Annotated in this window: 14 protein-coding genes; 1 reads left to right on the top strand and 13 read right to left on the bottom strand. The window is 43.5% G+C overall.

What is annotated here, in order from left to right; genetic code table 11:
* Window positions 1-126 precede the first annotated feature (126 nt).
* The 8 genes from MHI53_RS11340 to MHI53_RS11305 all read right to left on the bottom strand — a co-directional run bounded on the left by MHI53_RS11340 (window position 127) and on the right by MHI53_RS11305 (window position 9,196).
* On the bottom strand, window positions 127-1,452 hold the full coding sequence (locus tag MHI53_RS11340; RefSeq protein ID WP_340373519.1) for a gluconate:H+ symporter: 1,326 nt from the start codon (window positions 1,450-1,452) through the stop codon (window positions 127-129).
* Window positions 1,453-1,515: 63 nt separating this feature from the next.
* Complete coding sequence (locus MHI53_RS11335) at window positions 1,516-2,238, bottom strand: GntR family transcriptional regulator (RefSeq protein WP_340373518.1); 723 nt, start codon at window positions 2,236-2,238, stop codon at window positions 1,516-1,518.
* 17 nt (window positions 2,239-2,255) lie between these two features.
* Window positions 2,256-3,269 (bottom strand): sugar kinase, encoded by a 1,014-nt coding sequence (locus MHI53_RS11330; RefSeq protein WP_340373517.1) that lies wholly within the window; start codon window positions 3,267-3,269, stop codon window positions 2,256-2,258.
* Window positions 3,262-4,017, bottom strand: a complete 756-nt coding sequence (locus MHI53_RS11325) for a KDGP aldolase family protein (protein ID WP_340373516.1) — start codon at window positions 4,015-4,017, stop codon at window positions 3,262-3,264. Before MHI53_RS11325 ends, MHI53_RS11330 begins: the two co-directional genes overlap by 8 nt.
* The gene (locus tag MHI53_RS11320) at window positions 4,014-5,123 is read right to left on the bottom strand and encodes a DgaE family pyridoxal phosphate-dependent ammonia lyase (RefSeq protein WP_340373515.1); all 1,110 of its coding nucleotides are present in this window, start codon (window positions 5,121-5,123) and stop codon (window positions 4,014-4,016) included. The genes MHI53_RS11325 and MHI53_RS11320 overlap by 4 nt, the downstream gene beginning before the upstream one ends.
* Window positions 5,101-6,210: an amidohydrolase/deacetylase family metallohydrolase gene (locus tag MHI53_RS11315; protein WP_340373514.1), complete on the bottom strand. Its 1,110-nt coding sequence runs from the start codon at window positions 6,208-6,210 to the stop codon at window positions 5,101-5,103. Before MHI53_RS11315 ends, MHI53_RS11320 begins: the two co-directional genes overlap by 23 nt.
* A gap of 711 nt (window positions 6,211-6,921) precedes the next feature.
* Window positions 6,922-8,514 carry a long-chain-fatty-acid--CoA ligase gene (locus MHI53_RS11310; protein ID WP_340373513.1) on the bottom strand — a complete coding sequence of 531 codons (1,593 nt, stop codon included), beginning with the start codon at window positions 8,512-8,514 and terminating at the stop codon, window positions 6,922-6,924.
* A gap of 238 nt (window positions 8,515-8,752) precedes the next feature.
* Window positions 8,753-9,196 carry a MarR family transcriptional regulator gene (locus MHI53_RS11305; RefSeq protein WP_061141490.1) on the bottom strand — a complete coding sequence of 148 codons (444 nt, stop codon included), beginning with the start codon at window positions 9,194-9,196 and terminating at the stop codon, window positions 8,753-8,755.
* A gap of 85 nt (window positions 9,197-9,281) precedes the next feature.
* On the opposite strand from MHI53_RS11305, the gene MHI53_RS11300 reads away from it, so the two are divergent.
* The gene (locus MHI53_RS11300) at window positions 9,282-10,502 is read left to right on the top strand and encodes an MFS transporter (RefSeq protein ID WP_340373512.1); all 1,221 of its coding nucleotides are present in this window, start codon (window positions 9,282-9,284) and stop codon (window positions 10,500-10,502) included.
* A gap of 162 nt (window positions 10,503-10,664) precedes the next feature.
* On the opposite strand, the gene MHI53_RS11295 is transcribed toward MHI53_RS11300, so the two are convergent.
* From MHI53_RS11295 to MHI53_RS11275, 5 genes are all read right to left on the bottom strand, one after another.
* Window positions 10,665-11,708, bottom strand: a complete 1,044-nt coding sequence (locus MHI53_RS11295; RefSeq protein WP_340373511.1) for an oxidoreductase — start codon at window positions 11,706-11,708, stop codon at window positions 10,665-10,667.
* Between the two features lie 53 nt (window positions 11,709-11,761).
* Entirely contained in the window at window positions 11,762-12,193 is a 432-nt protein-coding gene (locus MHI53_RS11290) for a DUF1801 domain-containing protein (protein ID WP_061141493.1), read from the bottom strand.
* A 428-nt stretch (window positions 12,194-12,621) separates the two neighbouring features.
* Complete coding sequence (nagE, locus tag MHI53_RS11285) at window positions 12,622-14,097, bottom strand: N-acetylglucosamine-specific PTS transporter subunit IIBC (RefSeq protein ID WP_340373510.1); 1,476 nt, start codon at window positions 14,095-14,097, stop codon at window positions 12,622-12,624.
* A gap of 390 nt (window positions 14,098-14,487) precedes the next feature.
* Window positions 14,488-15,726, bottom strand: a complete 1,239-nt coding sequence (locus MHI53_RS11280; protein ID WP_340373509.1) for a DUF1343 domain-containing protein — start codon at window positions 15,724-15,726, stop codon at window positions 14,488-14,490.
* On the bottom strand, window positions 15,723-17,684 hold the full coding sequence (locus MHI53_RS11275; protein ID WP_340373508.1) for a glycoside hydrolase family 3 protein: 1,962 nt from the start codon (window positions 17,682-17,684) through the stop codon (window positions 15,723-15,725). Before MHI53_RS11275 ends, MHI53_RS11280 begins: the two co-directional genes overlap by 4 nt.
* Window positions 17,685-17,749 lie beyond the last annotated feature (65 nt).

The raw sequence follows: 17,749 nt of genomic DNA, 5'->3' as shown, positions 1-17,749 counted from the left end.
TCGTTTGCTTCACTTAGCCTTTGGAACCTTAATACAAAATGAAAACCCCCGGTGATATGTCACCCCTTGACACATCACGGGGGTAAAGAATTGTTATCTATCCACTACATTTGTCCCTCATATTGCCTAAACAAATAGATCCAAGATCAATACAAGACCGAAAGCCACAAAGGAAAGTAAGGTTTCCATGACTGTCCATGTTTTGAACGTTTCTTTTACGGTTAACCCCATATATTCCTTGACCAACCAGAAGCCTGCATCATTGACATGGGAAAACATAAGTGAACCTGCGCCCGTGGCAATGACGAGTAATTCCAAATTGACACCCGTCATATTGGCAACGACTGGTGAAACGATTCCTGCTGCTGTGGTCAAAGCGACCGTTGCAGAGCCTGTGGCAATCCGGATCAATCCAGCCACTAGAAATGCAAGCACGAGTGGTGATAATGATATTTGTTCAGACATGGATGCAATGGCGGTTCCCACGCCACTATCGATTAAGATCTGCTTGAAGCCACCCCCCGCTCCAATTATTAAAATAATGGAAGCCAAAGGCAATAAGCATTCTTCCGTTAATTTTTTAATGAGCGATTTATCCATTCCCTGCCTAAAGCCCAAGAAATAGTAAGCTGCAAAACAAGAGATTAATAGGGCAATGACCGGACTTCCGATAAATAACAAGCATTTTTCCATGGAAGCCGGTATTGGCAGATAAGGAGCCAACACCGTCAAGACCATAAGCAATACAGGCAAGAGGATGATAAAGAACGAAACTCCTGTGCCTGGCAAGGCATTTGCCTTCGTTTCCACCCGGATCAATTCCGGTTCCCCAACTGGAACTACCCGTTTTTGAATCCATTTCGCAAACAAAGGACCGGCAAGTACAGCTGTCGGGAATGCTATGATCAATGAGTAAAGAAGTACGTGCCCCATGTTAGCATTATAAATCCCGATTGCCGTCATCGCACCCGGATGCGGGGGTACAAGCCCATGTACGATCGATAAACCAGCAAGTACTGGAATTCCGATTAATAGTATATTCACTTTAGTCGATTTCCGTATGGAAATGACCAAAGGGAGCAATATGACCAAGCCCACTTCGAAAAATACCGGTATCCCGATGATGAAGCCTGACAACAGCATCGCCCATGGCAAATTCTTCACACCAAATTTATGAATAAAGAAGTCGGCTACCTGCATGCCAGCTCCTGAGTCGGACATCATCTTCCCTAGAATCGTCCCTAATGCCAAAATGCCTATAAGGTGTCCCAGGACTGCACCGACGCCCGTTTCGTAAGCGCCTACAATCTTGTCCAAAGGAAGACCGGAAAAAACAGCTAAGAATAAACTGGCTACAGTCAAACTTATGAATGCATGCCATTTCCACCATGATACCCCCAAAATAACAATGACGATCGCTATCAGCGTAATTCCTAATAAATATAGCTCCATATGCTCTACCCGCCCTTAAGAAATCGCTTACATTCAAAGCGATACAATAAATCGAAAATCGAATTATTGTACCGGCTCATTATATGTAACGATATAATTCTGTTTCGCCGTGTTGTAAAATCCTTCACTATATTCCATGACCTTTCCGTCCCCGTCACTTGAAATCCGAATCCTTTTTAGAACAGCACTATTGGGTTCGATTTTCAGTGCTTCACATATATGGTCCGGTGGGATGGTAACGCCAAATTCGTCCCTGAAAGTTTCAAGCTGGACGTTATGATCCTCTAAAAAACGGTACAAGGAATTGATTTGGACCTCGTCCAACTCATCTTGGTCCAAATCCAGGGAAACGTAATGCGTAAAGTAAATATAAGGCTCATTGTCCAACAAATAGATTCGTTCAATGTTTATGCAATGATCGCCGAATAAAGGATGCAGATGAGAATCAGCAGGAAGTTCAACATGAGAGATGTTCAACATTTTTTTGAAAATGAAATGCCCTTCCTCCACCAATAGTTCCGTGAAGCGCTTCCCTTTGGAAAGCTTGACAATCGAACCATTCGCTATGACTCTAGTGCCTTTTCCGCTTTTCTTTTCGACATATCCCTCTTGCACAAGTTCTTTAATCGCATTGCGGACAGTAACCTTACTTACCTTAAATTCTTCTTCCAGCAGAGGCTCGGAGGGGATGTTCGTGTCAATGGCATAAACACCATGTAAAATACGATCCTTCAATATTTCTTTAATTTGTAAATACATAGGTCCATTTTTCCTGTTCACTCTCATCCCACATCTCCTGCCTTTTATCTCATTATATCTTCCATTTTACCTTCCATGGCTGACAGGATCTCCATTTCAGTTGCCAAAGGAGTATCACCAACGACCGTACACGCCAGCATTCCTGAAACAGCTGCAAACAGAACTGTCTTTTCCGGGGAAAAGCCTGTCAATTCTCCATGGAGGATTCCGCTCGTATATGCATCGCCTGAACCTATTCTATCATAAACCGAAAATGATAGGTTATCTGAAAAGTGAAATGTTTGCTCCTTGTACAGGTATCCACGTAAAGTATGGGTAGTATCACTATTGATTGAACGATGTGTCCCCGCTATTGACCGGATATTGTATTTTTTGGCCACTTCAGGCACCAACTCCCTAAGCTGTCCATCCCGATGTGGAGATTTGGACTTCATCCCTAAAATATACATGGCGTCTTTTTCATTCATCATGACAATATCCGCCAATGAAAGCATTTCTTCATAATGAGGCTTGGCAGCTGCATACCCTCCCTCCCATAAGGAAGGGCGGTAATTGCAATCGAAACAGACCGTACCGCCTTTTTCTTTTACTTTTCTCGCCAGCACCTTCATGCTTTCCCGTACATTATCCGCCATGGCAAGTGTGATCCCGCAAAAATGAATGATATCTGCCTTTTCTGCAATCAGTCCCAAATCATAATCGGATAGCGAAGCAGTATTGAAACTGCTTTCGAGCCGATTTGAGTAGGTGACCCGGCTTGCACGTTGCCCAAAGCCGTTTTCCAGAAAGTACATCCCCAAATACTTACCGCCTCTGGAAATGAAATCCCGTTCAATGCCTAAGTGCTGCAAGGAAACCACCGCAGAATCCCCAAGAGGATTATCCGGTAATTTTGTCACCAGGAAACCATCATGCCCAAGTTTGGTCATCGCAGAAGCAACGTTTACCCCAGTGCCTGAAAAGGAGTATTGCAGCGTGTTGGCTTGTGATAATAGGGCATGTCCCGGTACCTGCAAGCGCATCATCACTTCCCCGAATGCCACGATCCGTTTACGCATATTTTTCAACCAATTTTTTTGTCATGGCCAATAATTTCCTTACATCCTCCTCATTCGTTTTGCCGGTTTCTTGATCAATGATGGAAGAATAAACATGGGGAATGATTTTAGGCACTTTTGCTTCCAAAGCTATTTCCAGAATGGTTTCGAAATTCTCCAAGTCGATTCCACCAGTCGGTTCTAAAGCAAAGCCCTCTTCACCGCAAGCTTTGGCCACTGCACGGTACTCCTCTTCATGCTTCAGGCCCTTCATCGGGAAGTATTTCAATGCATTACCTCCCATATCCCGGACCAAGGCAATGGCCGCTTTGATCGGTACAATGGCAGTTTCACTTGCACCTGCACTAACAGGGCCGGTGGAAATATTCACATAGCCGACTTTGCCAGTTGGAGAAACCAACGAATTTATCCAACTATCCTTTTCGCCCAAATTTGCCCTTGTCGCTCCCACACTCGGGAAAACCTGATTAATATGGCTCCCAGGATAATATTTTGCAATTTCTGCAACAACTGTCGCCTGCCTATTATCACCAGCGCCAAGGCCGATTGAAACGGCCTCATCAATGGCATCGCCATACTCCTGCATTGCAGCCACTCCCGCTTCAACGGTTGGATAATCCTTGGAAAGCACCCCCACCAAGACATGGCCTTCCGCTGCGTTGAACACCTCCACTGCATTTTCTACACTATCGGCAAGTACATTAAGCGCCACTCGATCATTCAAAAAGCGTTCGTTTATGTTAGTCATCCTTGATTCCCTCCTAAAATGGTTCTTAACTGTGCTTCAATGACATGAATGTCATCACCTTGCAATGGACGCGGATCGATATCGAAAAAGCCTTGACGTACACCATAATCACGCGTGTAAATGGCAATATTTCCATTTTTCAGCTGCTCGTTCACTTCCTTTGCCGTTGTTTCCGTAATCAAAGGATCAATGGAGATACGAGCTCTATAGATGGCTCTACCTGCCTCATCTTGAACAATCGTTACTTTTACGCCATCAATGGATTCTAGTGATGCAAGAACTTGTAAACTAGCTTTTTCTTGTCCGCTATTGTCCGCTTTGACAAAATACTCATCCAATGCCTGAAGCAACCCAAAGGTTGTTTCTTTACCAACTTTCATACTCCTGCCGCTACAGTGCAATTGTACCTTCAACCACTCGATATATTTTTGTTTCCCAGCAACAATACCCGATGTTGGTCCTTCAATCGCTTTTGAACCACTGTAAATGGCTAAATCGGAGACTTGTACATATTTCTTCAATTCTTCCTCCGCTGCAGCATCGACAATCAAAGGAATATTATAAGCTTTTGCCACTTCCCAGGCTTCTTCTATCGAAATCATATTCTTCTGAACGGCATGATGGGATTTCACGTATAAGATCGCGGACGTATTATCATTAATGGCGTCGGCAATATGTTCTGCCTTGCCTTCGTTTGCATATCCCACTTCAACCAATTTTCCGCCACCAAGGTAAATCATCGTTTCGACTGGCGCTCCATACTGAACATTGTGTCCTTTCAGCATGATGACTTCATTCTTTTGAATGTGATCTTGATGAAGTCTTTCACTTTTCCTTCTATTTCCTTCAGTGACGATTGCCGCCACTGAAAGGGCGATTCCGCTGGAAGCTGAGTTTACGACGACCGCTGCTTCTGATTGAAGTAAATTCGCTATATGCTGTCCTGACTTATCGACTAATTCAGAGATTTCAACATAATTTTGTCCACCTGTTTTCATCGCATCCATCACTGTGTCAGTCGGAGCAGAAACACCAAGTATACTCATTCTTCCGCTAGCATTAATGACTCTTTTCAAACCGTATTTAGCATTCATTGAACTCTCCATTAATAACCACTCCTTTTACGACCACTCTTTTTTCCGCCATCCTTTTTTCGCCTTCGGAATCCTGCAGAAGGGTAGACTCATCCTCAATGGAAAATAGAGTCAGATTCCCCATATCCCCAACTGAAATCCTTCCTAGCTCTGGCTTATGCAGCCACACTGCTGCATTGACCGTAACTGCATCTATTACCTCTTTTAAGGGGTATCCCAGATACAAGAATTTAGTAAGCACATTTGCCATACTATAAACAGGTCCATTTAATCGGTTTCCCCGATATATATCTGTACTGATCGTATTGAAACGAATATCCCTCTTTTTCGCCATTTCTGCAGTTGGAAAAGAAAAGCTTGCTGTTCCATGACCAACATCCAGATGAACCCCCCGTTCAATCGCTTTATTGAACTCAGGTAGGGGCTCTCCTTTTTCATCAAATAAATTATTGGCTTTACCATTTAAGTAGTGCGTAATAATATCTTTTTCCTCTAATAAATTAAGGACGTCTCTAATATCAGGCGGCCCTGAACCGATATGGACCATTAAAGGCAATCCAGTATCGGCAGAGAATTTCCTAGCGATCTTTAATGGTTCGATCCCATTCGGACCAACCACACTCTTACTAATTCTGGCTTTAAGTCCAACGACAAAATCACCATACTGTGAGATTGCCTTTTTTAATTCCGTTTCATCAAGCCATGAAGTATCCGATAACTCATCGATCCTTTTCAAACCAATCCGCGAAATATTCAGAAAGGCGAAAACATTCGTTTTGGATTTTTCACAACTGTTAACTAAATCAGATATCCTATCTGCCCCAGTACTTCCTGCATCAACGATCGTTGTTACACCTGTTTTACAACCAATCTCATCAACATCATCACCATAAGGGTCTAATTCAGGAAAGGCATGTACATGCATATCAATCCAGCCGCTGGAAACAAAAACCTTATTCTCGTAATCAATCATTTCAGCTCCAGTTGCACTTGCAGTCCCTGCCAGAGTGATATCCTTAATCACCCCATTTTCCAAGATGATATCTGCTCCGTTACCATCTAGCATCCTTACATTTTTCAGTATTAACCTACTTGTCATTTCCCTCATCCTTTTTAAGAACGTCCTATTGATTGTAAGTAAAATTCGTAAACGGTTACAATGGAATATGAGAATTCATGATATTCTCTTTACAAAAATAGATTAACATATTTCCCTGAACTAATCAATATAACGTTATAATGTTTAAATGCACCTTCATAAGTTTTGCATATATAAAGTGATTTTTCATGGCTCGTTAAGCATTAACAATCAATATTTTTTATCTTTTCTTCTTTATTTACGACACTATATGGGTCTATGTTGTAGATGGAAAATACATTTCGATCAGCTATCATTGATGGAGACATCCTGATGATAAAACATGGACATAAAGAGTAATTATTAGCAATCATGGCTACTAATGCCCATTTAGGAAAAATGATAACGGCACACCAAAAGGGAACAACCTGGTCAAGCATTGTAAGTACGCTTGTGTTTGCAGATGGCCCAACTGTAGCACTTGCATCGGCACTCGCCGCCAGTCCTAATGGTTAAATAGCAGCATATCATTCCAGAAACGCGCTTACGGTCTATGCGAGGGGTAAAAAGCCAGATTTATCAAAAAACCTTTTATTTATTACACTGAATCCACCCTTTCCTTTAGAAGCCCCGATTTGTCGTGGAAACTGATACAAGCATTCCTCCCAAATAGAATGCAAGAAAAAAACCAAACATGCTGCTTCCATAGCATGCTTGGTTTTACTTTAGACATTAATTCACCTTTTTTGTTCCTTTCCAATGGATTTCCCTCAGACGGTACTTTTGGAGTTTGCCTGTTGCGGTTTTCGGAAGGTCTTCAACGAATTCAACCGTTGTAGGCGCTTTAAAATGAGCCATTCGCGAGCGGCAAAAGGTAATGATCTCGCTTTCCGTCACAAGGGCGTTATCTTTCAGGACTAGTATTGCCTTTGGCGTTTCACCCCAGTTATCATGAGGTACGGCAATGACCGCTGCCTCCAATACATCAGGATGCTTATATAAAATCCCTTCAATTTCAGTTGAGGAAATATTTTCACCACCGGATATGATCAAATCCTTAGCCCTGTCCTGAATTTCAATATATCCGTCAGGATGGGTCACGGCCAGATCACCTGTATAAAACCAGCCGTCCCTGATCGCTTCTGCCGTCTTCTCCGAATCTTTATAATATCCTTCCATCACGACATTGCCACGTGTAATGATTTCCCCTAACTCCGTTCCATCCCAGGCAACTTCTGCCCCGTCTTGATTGACGACCATCGTCTCCCCATTAAAAACCAATTCAATGCCTTGTCTTGCTTTTATCATCGCTTGTTCGTCCGCTGATTTGGCGTCATATTCACCTTTCCATTCATTATATAGGATGAAAGGGGATGTTTCCGTCAGTCCATATACGTGGATCATATTCAAGCCAAGGATCTCCTCTGCTTTATGTATGAGGGCGGCTGATGGCGGGGCTCCCGCCGTTGCCATGCGCGGACGCACCTTGATATCGGTTTCCTTTGCCCCAGGTTCATTCACCAGCATATTGACGACTGTCGGTGCGCCGCATAATAATGTAATTTTGCATTTTGAGAATAATTCAAGAATTTTTGGGGGATCCACTTTTCTTAAACATACATGGGTCCCCCCAGTGGCCGTAATCGCCCATACGCCTCCCCAGCCGTTGGCATGAAACATCGGTAGGGTATGGAGGTACACATCATCATGCTTCAATGTTAGGTGATAAATGAAATTGGCCGCATTCAGGTAATTGCCGCGATGGGTCAACATGACTCCCTTTGGTTTTGAGGTCGTGCCACTCGTGTAATTTATCGTCAATAGCTGATTTTCATCAATATCTGCCACGGGCAGGCGATTTCCGTCATTCACATGCTTTAAGAAATCCTCATAGTTTATTCCGGCCAAATCTGTTTCATGGCCATCTACAGGAACAATAATGATCGTCTCCATTGATAGGTTCGTAACGATTGTCTCGATCGGTGCTGCAAATTCTGCATCGACTATTAACATTTTTACATCACTATGCTTGATGATATACTCCAAATCTTCAGCAGAAAGCCTGTAATTCAGGGGCACCATTACCGCACCCAATTGACAGATCCCATAAAAACATTCCAGCATATGATGCGTATTCGGCAGCATCACGGCAATATGATCTCCTTTTTCAATTCCTGAAACGTGAAGTGCCAGGGAAAGCCGATCGACACGCTGTCCGAATTCCATGTAGGTAAACTCTTTCTTTCCATCTATGACAGCCACTTTATGAGGATAATATTTCACGGCCCTGCGCTTCCAATCCATTGGGGTCAATGGTGAAATCATTAAAACCAGCTCCTTCATCCGATAGTATCACTGACCGTTCGCCGCATCATGAGTCACGTAAAAAACATGGAATCTTCTGATTCATATTCTATTTCGGATTGGCATATCCTCCTTAGATCGAGGGAGAATTCATGAAAACTGTAAGGAATTTCAATTTAAATACATTCAATATTCAGATTATTAACCTTGTAAAGCAGCACCCACTTTTCATAGCACTGCTGTCTTTATTGGAAGATCTTTACTGTTCCTCTATACAAGATGACACATGGTCGGTCAGCTTTCCGACAATTTGTTTTAGCCTCACCGTTTCCTCTTCATTCAAAACGCCATAAAAGTCGTTAAAAATTTTGGTGAAACACCGGTTTATGGAATGATAGGTTTCTTTCCCGATTTCGGTGGCTTGGATGTAAACGACTCGCCGATCATCCTCACTGTGGCATCTTTCAATCAAATTCTTCCGTTCAAGCCTGTCAATCAGCGCCGTCCCGGCTGCAGGCTTGATGTTTAAATGATTCGATATGTATTTTACAGCCAAGGATTCATTTAAGACAATTAGCTGCAATGCGCGATACTGGACGGATGTTAAATCGTATTTCACCAATGACGGTTCGATCAATTCCTGGGAGAGTCTGCTTAACTCCTTGATTTCTATATGCAAATCATACAATTCACTTGGATTCATGTTTGACAATCCTTTCTTATTGACAACTATCTATCTTAAACTATAACATAATTAACGTATCGAAAAATTAACCATGCGAATTAAAATGGTTACTGATTTTAAAGAGAGAGAGAGGCTGTCCATGTCAGCAGAACAAAGAAAAAAGATCATAATCCTTATGATCAATATGTTTATAGCAATAGGAAGTTTCGGCATCATCATTCCTATTTTACCAGCGTACCTCGCTTCCATTGATCAAGGGGGAACCGCCGCTGGTCTTATGATTGCCATTTTCGCGGGGGCACAGCTTATTTTTTCCCCAATTGCCGGAAAATGGACCGACCTATACGGCCGCAGGAAAATGATCATATACGGACTGGTTGGATTGACATTATCGATGTTCATTTTTTTCGCCGTCAATTCGATTTGGTTATTATATGCTTCCCGTGTCATCGGCGGGATCGGAGCAGCCTTGCTTATTCCCGCAATTTTCGCTTATGTGGCGGACATCACCACATTCGATCAACGCGCAAAGGGCAATAGCTTAGTTTCTGCAGCCATGTCCCTGGGCATTGTCATCGGTCCAGGAATCGGAGGGTTTTTAGCGGACTTTGGCTTGAAGTTTCCCTTTTTAATTTCTGCCCTTGTATCACTTTCAGCCGTGGTATTTTCGATTTTCGTTTTAAAAGAAAGTGAAACGGCACAGATTGCCTCTGCTCCGGAGAGCAATGACTCAATGGTTCGCAAGATTGCCTTATCTGTAAAAATGCCCTATTTCATTCCTCTTATCATTACACTTGTAATGAGTTTTGGTTTAATGGCATACGAATCCGTAATTGGTCTTTATCTTGACAATCAATTCGATTCCAGTCCAAAGGATATCGCCGTCATGGTTACAGCGACCGGTATCGTCAGTGTAATCGTCCAGCTATTTGTCGTCGACCGGATTGTTCGCCGTTTCGGGGAAGTCAATGTGCTGAACATTTTTATCAGTGTAGCGGCCATCGGTTTCCTTCTATCCCTTTTCGCTTCAAGTTACCTGACTTTCTTTTTAATCTCACTTATCATCTTCCTATCCACATCCATCTTGCGTCCTGTACTCAATACATTGATTTCGAAAATGGCTGGAAACGAGCAGGGCTTTGCGATGGGAATGAATAATGCGTATATGAGCATTGGAAATGTCCTTGGACCCACTCTTGCCGGATTAATGTATGATATCCATATTACCTATCCGTTCATGTTGGGACTTTTCCTCTTGATCATTACTTTATTGATCACCATGGCTTGGAACAAACGCTCTCATCATGCGAAGGCATTATCGTAGATTTGAAGAAAATATCCATGCCTAATACCCCGAATTTGCATTCGGGGTATTTTTGGCATGTGAAGCCGGAAAAAGTGGCCGCATCTCCTAAATTGAAAGAAAACACGGACAGCTATCATCCGCTTCTTTTGCCTCGGTTTATCAAGTTGAGGCCGAAATGTCTCAATTAATATATACGACTTTCTTGCTTTTACTGCTTTCAAAGGCCGCATCAATGATTCGAATAACCGCCAGTCCCTCTTGAGCCGTGACGGGAGCTTTTTTCCCGATCAGGATACTGTCGGCAATTTCCTTGTAAAAGTTTAAATAAGAGCCATGTATGGTTTGGATCGTTTCATGTTTCACGTTTTCGCCTTCGATAGTAACCAGTTGGCCATAGTTTTCAGGGACATCGGCACCCCAGGAGCTATCCAGCGGTTTTTTGCCCTCGCTTAAGGCCTGCTCCTGGCCATCAATACCATATTTGATGAATGACCCTTTATTGCCATGTACCTGAAACCTCGGTCCGTTGACCGGAACGATCGAGCCAGAATGCAGGATGACCCTCAGCTTTTCATATCCTAATAGGACATGAAAATAATCATCCGTTTCCGCATCCTCCTTTTGGGCAAATACATCTGCAGAAACGAATTGTGGCAATCCGAACAAATGCAGGGCTTGATCTATGAGATGTGAGCCTAAATCATAAAGCGTTCCTGATCCGGGGCCTGGTTTCTCCCTCCATCTATCCCTGACAGCCGGCCTGAATCGATCATAATGAACCTGGTATGTATTGATATCACCAAGCACGCCATCATCCAATAATTTTTTGACCGTCAAGAAATCATTATCCCATCTCCGGTTATGGTAGACACTTAAAAGCAGATGTTCTTCCTCGGCAATCTTGATGAGGTCCGCTGCCTCCCAAGTTTTCACTACCATCGGTTTCTCCAAGATGACATGCTTTCTCGCTAATAAGCTTTGTTTGGCCATTTCATAATGCAATCCGCTCGGTGTCGTGATAACCATCAAATCGATCGATTCATCTTCGAGAATGTCCTCCAAGCTGCCGACCACTTCCACATCCTTCAAGTCTTGTCGGACCTTTTCCTTTTGGGAGCTGACCACTTTCGCTATATGAAATTGCTCTAAAACACTTAATAAAGGTGCGTGAAATGTTGCACCTGACAATCCATACCCAACGATTCCCACTTTAATTTTTCCCATTACCTATCCACTCACTTTCTTTATCCTTAAAAAGAGTTACACCAGACCCGGAATTATTTCACTTCTTCATTCGGATATGTTTCTCTCAAAAACTTTACAGACTGATTTATGAATTCTTTCAATACATCAAGCTCGATATCTGCTACTTTATTGATGTACACACAGCCTTTTCCAGCGGTGTGCTTTCCAAATGAACGCAACAGTTCCTCCCTTTGGTTCTCTTCCAGGGAAAAGTATAAACTGATCTTTGCTTTTCGAGGTGAAAAGCCGACAAGGGGGGCATCTCCTTCGTGACCGGATTCATATTTGTAATGATAGCTTCCGAATCCTATGATGCTCGGTCCCCACATCTTGGCTTCAAACCCTGTCGTTTCCATAAAAACATTTAATAGTTCGTATGCGTCTTCACGCTTTTTCGGATTATCGACATTCTCGATGAACTCAATGACACTGGAATCTGTTTCTTTTGTTTTTGGTTGATACAAGGTCGGTACCTCCCTTATACTGACAATCTTAAAATCCAAAGCTATGGCGGAATCGAGTTTACATTTTATGTAGGCTACTAGAGTTAAAACAGAATGCTATACGAGGCAAATGAATGGAAACGGTTCTATACATCAGGTTATCATAATGATAAAACCCCTTCCTTACTAATTCTCCTCCCTCACATGCAATTCCTTTTTTTCAGACCCTTACTCTATTATAGAACATTTATTCTTTTTATTCTAATCTCTAAAAAGCCCAAATCAGGTTTCCTCACGATTGAAAATAGCCTCTTCCCCATATATTCCTCATAAAACCTCTACGATCAGAAAATCTGTGTACACTTCATTCTTATCGTAGAATAACCACCCTAGCGCCATCCAAAAACCGCCAGCTTCATCCATGCAATTTCATCAGGCAACTCCATGGGCTATCTCTTTCGGATCTTTTCGATTTCTTCAGCTATGAATTGTACCTGAGGCCCAACAATGACTTGTATGCTTTGGGGACCGACAACATTGATTCCGGCAATGCCAGTCGATTTGATTTTGCTTTGATCAACCGCTTCCATATCCTCCACTTCAACTCGTAGCCGGGTAACGCAGTTATCGACAGAAACTACATTGGCCTCCCCACCCAGTCCCTCGTAAATAGCTGAAGCGATCCTGAAAAATTTCCTTTCATTCTCGTTGTGCTCGATCGCCCCACTGTCCGCTTGGGCCTCTTCTTCTCCATCCCGTTCATCTCGGTCATCTTCTCTGCCAGGGGTCATTAAATTGAACTTGGCGATTAAAAAGCGAAATAAGAAATAGTAGATGACAGCAAAAACAAGGCCTTGAAGGAGCAGCATATAAGGTTCATTTGCCAGTGGCAATCTTGAGCTTAAAACGAAATCAATAAATCCTGCGCTAAATCCAAATCCTGCTGTCCAGTGGAACGTTGCGGCAATCGCCAATGAAATTCCGGTTAATAAGGCGTGCACCACAAATAGTGCAGGCGCAACGAACATGAAGGCAAATTCCAATGGTTCTGTAACTCCAGTAAAAAACGATGCGAATCCTGCGGCAAGCATTAATGAAGCCACTTGTTTCTTTTTCTTGGATTTAGCCGAATGGTACATCGCAAGCGCCGCTGCGGGCAAGCCGAACATCATGACGGGAAAGAAGCCGGCTTGGTACATGCCTGTCGTCCCCTTTGTCCCTGTCCCCGCCCAGAAATTGCCGATATCGTTAAGTCCGATCACATCAAACCAAAATACGGAGTTTAACGCATGATGCAGTCCTGTTGGAATCAACAACCGGTTGAAGAAGCCGTAGAGCCCTGCACCAGCCGCGCCTAATTCACTGATTCCCTCCCCGAACGCAACTAACCACGAGTAGATAAGCGGCCACACGAAAAATAAGATAAGCGAAACGAGCAGCATCGCAACCGCCGTGACGATGGGCACCAGCCGTTTGCCACTGAAGAAAGCGAAGGCATCCGGGAGCTCGACCTTACTAAAACGGTTGAACATGGATGCAGCCACAAGCCCAGAGAGAATTCCGATGAATTGATTATCGATGTTCCCAAAAGCGGGATTCACTTCATTTGCATCGAGACCCTGCAGCATCGCTACCGACTCCGGTGAAAGCAATGTCGTTACGACCAGAAAGGCTACAAGCCCGCTCAAAGCGGCTGAACCATCCTTTTCCTTCGACATCCCCAAGGCAATTCCGACAGCAAATAAGATCGACATATTAGATATGACCGAGGAACCGGCCTTGATCAGAAAAGCCGCTAACGGACTTCCCGTCCCCCATCCTGCCGGGTCAATCCAATAGCCTATCCCCATCAAAATCGCTGCTGCTGGCAAGACGGCTACCGGAAGCATCAAGGACCGACCAATTTTTTGAAGGTATTGTTTCATCGACTCTCCTCCTGACAACTATCGATTTAGGGTAAACCCCATATTCTATTAGACAACCGTTCCTTCCATTTTAGAACTTGATTTAATGAATTAATGTTCCTCCAGACTAATGCAATAGCCATTTAAACTTCATGCATGAAACGAATAAAGCCTTCAGAATGATGGGTTCACGCATGGTAAAAGTGCGAGGCTCCGGTACCGCCGCCGAAAGAAACCCCTTGCTGGAGATTGAAATATCACAAGCACATCCTTCGAGCTGCGGGCAATCAGGGTTCTATCTTAATTCGAATGTAACGGTCAAGGTATAACACCATAAAAAAACTGCAGGTAAACTCCTTAATACTAAAGAGTTTACCTGCAGCTTGAGATAAGTTTATACGAGATTTTCTGTTATCGATAAAGCAAGTAATTTTTACGAACCTTTTTAAATGCATCTAAATCATCCTGATACTCATTCATGATTTCATTTACAGACGAGCCTTCGTCAATTTTCCCCTTTACCCAGCCATTTCCGATTAATAAATTAAAATTGTTGGCTTGCAGGAACTCAAAGTCATCCGGATATAGATCATGAATGGTCTTGATGAGATGGAGTCCTGTTGGTACTGCCTTGAATTTCTTTCGATCGGTTACATAGATTTCCACTCCATGGCTAAGCTGACCTGCATGCTTGGAAAACATCGGTGTAAATGAAGCTCCCCTGAATTGAACGCCAGGTAAGCGCAAAGCATTCAATTTCCCGGCAAGGACATCTCCGTTTATATAAGGAGCACCAATCAATTCGAATGGTTTGGTCGTTCCCCTGCCTTCCGAGATATTCGTTCCCTCAATCAATCCTGTAGCTGGATATACGAATGCAGTCGATACTGTGGGCATGTTTGGTGATGGCAGGACAAATGGAAGCCCTGTCGCGTCATAATCCATGTCCCGCTTCCAGCCTTTCATCTTGATGACCTGGAGATTGGCGCCAATTTTGAATTCCTTATTGAATAACGTGGCAAGTTCGCCGACTGTCATGCCATGCTTGAGTGGAATCGGGTACATTCCCACGAACGATGAAAATTCCTGCTCAAGCACGGGTCCCTCTACAGCCTCACCGCCTTGCGGGTTCGGGCGATCCAGCACGATAAAAGGGATATCGTTCTCTTTCGCCGCTTCCATCGCATAAGCCATCGTATAAATATAGGTGTAATAGCGCGTTCCTACATCCTGGATATCAAATACTAACACCTCAACATCTTTTAACATTTCAGAAGTTGGCTTTTTCGTTTTTCCATATAAGCTATAAACGGGCAATCCCGTTTTTTCATCTTCATAAAAGTCCACACTTGCGCCTGCTTGCGCATCTCCGCGAACTCCATGCTCGGGACCAAATAAGGTAGTCAATTGTATCTCCGGATCGTCATGAAGCAAATCGACGACACTGGTTAAATGAGAATCAATGCCTGTTGGATTCGTTATCAATCCCACCTTCTTTCCTTTTAAAAGCTTCTTTTCTTCTTTTAAAAGAACTTCAATCCCAGGACTGACCTTTTGTTTTTTCTCCTCCTTTACAGCGGTAACACTTTTTGAGGAAGAGAGGCAAAATGCCAACAAGAAAACGGCCAATATGATCATCGTCTTTTTCAATTTGCAACCCCCTTCATTTTTAGTGGTTTGCCAGAATTCATGTCTAATCCATATCCAAATTCATAAAGCTTTTCAGTTGGATGGATCACTGATGGTATATCGACCGGCAATGTGCCCCGAGGCTTTGAGGCTCCAAAAATTGCCGAAATGCCTGCCGGAATATTAGGCTGCCTATATCTCCCGTTGGAGTACCCTTTATAACCGTAAACGGCAAGCACCGCTTTCGCTTCTTCGAAGTTAGCGACATCGTAAGGGTTCCTCAAACTCATCACAACCAATTCCTTACCTTTTTTGTTTGCATCATTCATCACTGCTCTTGGGAAAGCCGTTGCCCACCTTTTTGCATCTTGAATGCTGTCATCGATCGCTCCATCCTTGACAACCGGATCGTTTTTGACAATATAGGAACCAATTATGACATAATCCGCTTCATTGATGAGTCGGACCGCTTCATCCGTAAATGTCTTTCCCGAATAGCTCATGCTTGTCACCTGCACTCTCTTCATCTTCTTTTTATCAGCCAATTCGCGGATGCTTCTTGTCAAGGATTCAACTTGATCATCAAAGGGAGCAAGAACTAAAACCTTATCATTTTTCCTTGGTTTGAAGGGGAGGGTTCTTTCTTCATTTTTCAATAGGGTCGTAGCATCCTCCGCCATTTTCCTTTCCTTTTTCAAATGTCCAACACTTCCAACCACTTGTAGTGCTCTTTTGATTTTTTTATCAAGCGGGGGAGCTGGAGCACTTTTATCCAGTATCCCCCTTTTCACTTTCAGCTCAAGTATTCGAGCTACTGAGTTATTCACTTGTTCCAAAGGGATTTCCCCGTTTTCCACGGCTGACTTCACCGCATTGAAAACGGAGGTTAAATTTTTCTCCATGTCGAGCGAATTCACCTGTGCCGGCATCAAAGCAATATCGACACCTGACTTAATGGCTAGCACCACGGCCTCCTCCTGGCCGAAATTGTCTGCAATGGCCAACATATTCAGGGCATCCGTCACCACTACGCCGTCATATCCCATCTCTTCACGAAGAAGACCTGTAATGACCTTATCGGAAAGCGTAGCGGGAACCATGATTTTTTGTCCATCTTTTTTACTGGTATACATCGTATCATCGAACGCAGGAAACTGAACATGAGCCGTCATCATCATATCCACGCCAGCATCGATGGCTTTTTGAAAAGGGACCAGCTCGATGGTACGCAACCGCTCTTTATCATGAGCAACAAGGGGGAGGCCATAATGGCTATCCACAGCGGTATCCCCATGACCAGGGAAATGTTTAGTCGTTGCTATCATGTTCTGCCTTTGCAATCCTTTTATTGTCTGGATGCCAAGCTTCGATACGAGTGACGGGTCCGAACTGAAGGAACGGACGCCAATCACCGGATTACTTGGATTATTATTAACATCGACCGAGGGGCCGAAATTCACATTTATGCCAAGAGACAACAGTTCCGATCCAATGATTGCTCCGGTCTGATAAGCATAATTCTCCTTCCTTGCTGCACCAAGGGCCATGTTCCCAGGAAGATTCGTTCCCGTCTGAAGCCTGGTTACGATTCCGCCCTCTTGATCGATCGTGATGAACAATGGAAGGTCCGGGCTTGCCTTTTGCAGGCCATCCGTGAGCCGAACCGTTTGTTCGGTGTCGACAACATTTTCGGCAAACAAGATTACACCACCTAAATGGTATTTTTCAATGATGCTTGCAACCTCGGAGTTCATTTCAATAAACCCAGTGGCTTTCCCTTCCCCTTGTTTCTGCCAATTGCGAAAGTCCGGCATGAGCATTTGACCGATTTTTTCATCGAGCGACATGCTCGCTATCATTTCATCTATGTTCATTACGGGCTTCCCTTTCACTGATTCCTTAGCAGCGCCATGCCCTCCGAGAAGGGAAATAATCAAGAGAATGGCGAATCCAGCAGTGAACGTTTTCCGAATGATCATCAAGGCTTCCCCCTTTATCTTTTTCAGATCTTATAAAGATCCTGAAAAGAAAGTAGGCAGCTTCC

The organism is Peribacillus sp. FSL E2-0218 (assembly GCF_037992945.1).
Lineage (GTDB): Bacteria > Bacillota > Bacilli > Bacillales > DSM-1321 > Peribacillus > Peribacillus simplex_B.
This window is presented reverse-complemented; position numbering and strand designations above follow the sequence as displayed.

Excerpts from the sequence above, each read along its gene's own strand:
- MHI53_RS11300 (WP_340373512.1), top strand. The coding sequence starts at position 9,282 with ATGGTTACTGATTTTAAAGAGAGAGAGAGGCTGTCCATGTCAGCAGAA.
- MHI53_RS11340 (WP_340373519.1), bottom strand. The coding sequence starts at position 1,452 with ATGGAGCTATATTTATTAGGAATTACGCTGATAGCGATCGTCATTGTT.
- MHI53_RS11320 (WP_340373515.1), bottom strand. The coding sequence starts at position 5,123 with ATGGAGAGTTCAATGAATGCTAAATACGGTTTGAAAAGAGTCATTAAT.
- MHI53_RS11315 (WP_340373514.1), bottom strand. The coding sequence starts at position 6,210 with ATGACAAGTAGGTTAATACTGAAAAATGTAAGGATGCTAGATGGTAAC.
- MHI53_RS11275 (WP_340373508.1), bottom strand. The coding sequence starts at position 17,684 with ATGATCATTCGGAAAACGTTCACTGCTGGATTCGCCATTCTCTTGATT.
- MHI53_RS11325 (WP_340373516.1), bottom strand. The coding sequence starts at position 4,017 with ATGACTAACATAAACGAACGCTTTTTGAATGATCGAGTGGCGCTTAAT.
- nagE (WP_340373510.1), bottom strand. The coding sequence starts at position 14,097 with ATGAAACAATACCTTCAAAAAATTGGTCGGTCCTTGATGCTTCCGGTA.
- MHI53_RS11335 (WP_340373518.1), bottom strand. The coding sequence starts at position 2,238 with ATGAGAGTGAACAGGAAAAATGGACCTATGTATTTACAAATTAAAGAA.
- MHI53_RS11295 (WP_340373511.1), bottom strand. The coding sequence starts at position 11,708 with ATGGGAAAAATTAAAGTGGGAATCGTTGGGTATGGATTGTCAGGTGCA.
- MHI53_RS11305 (WP_061141490.1), bottom strand. The coding sequence starts at position 9,196 with ATGAATCCAAGTGAATTGTATGATTTGCATATAGAAATCAAGGAGTTA.
- MHI53_RS11330 (WP_340373517.1), bottom strand. The coding sequence starts at position 3,269 with ATGCGTAAACGGATCGTGGCATTCGGGGAAGTGATGATGCGCTTGCAG.
- MHI53_RS11310 (WP_340373513.1), bottom strand. The coding sequence starts at position 8,514 with ATGATTTCACCATTGACCCCAATGGATTGGAAGCGCAGGGCCGTGAAA.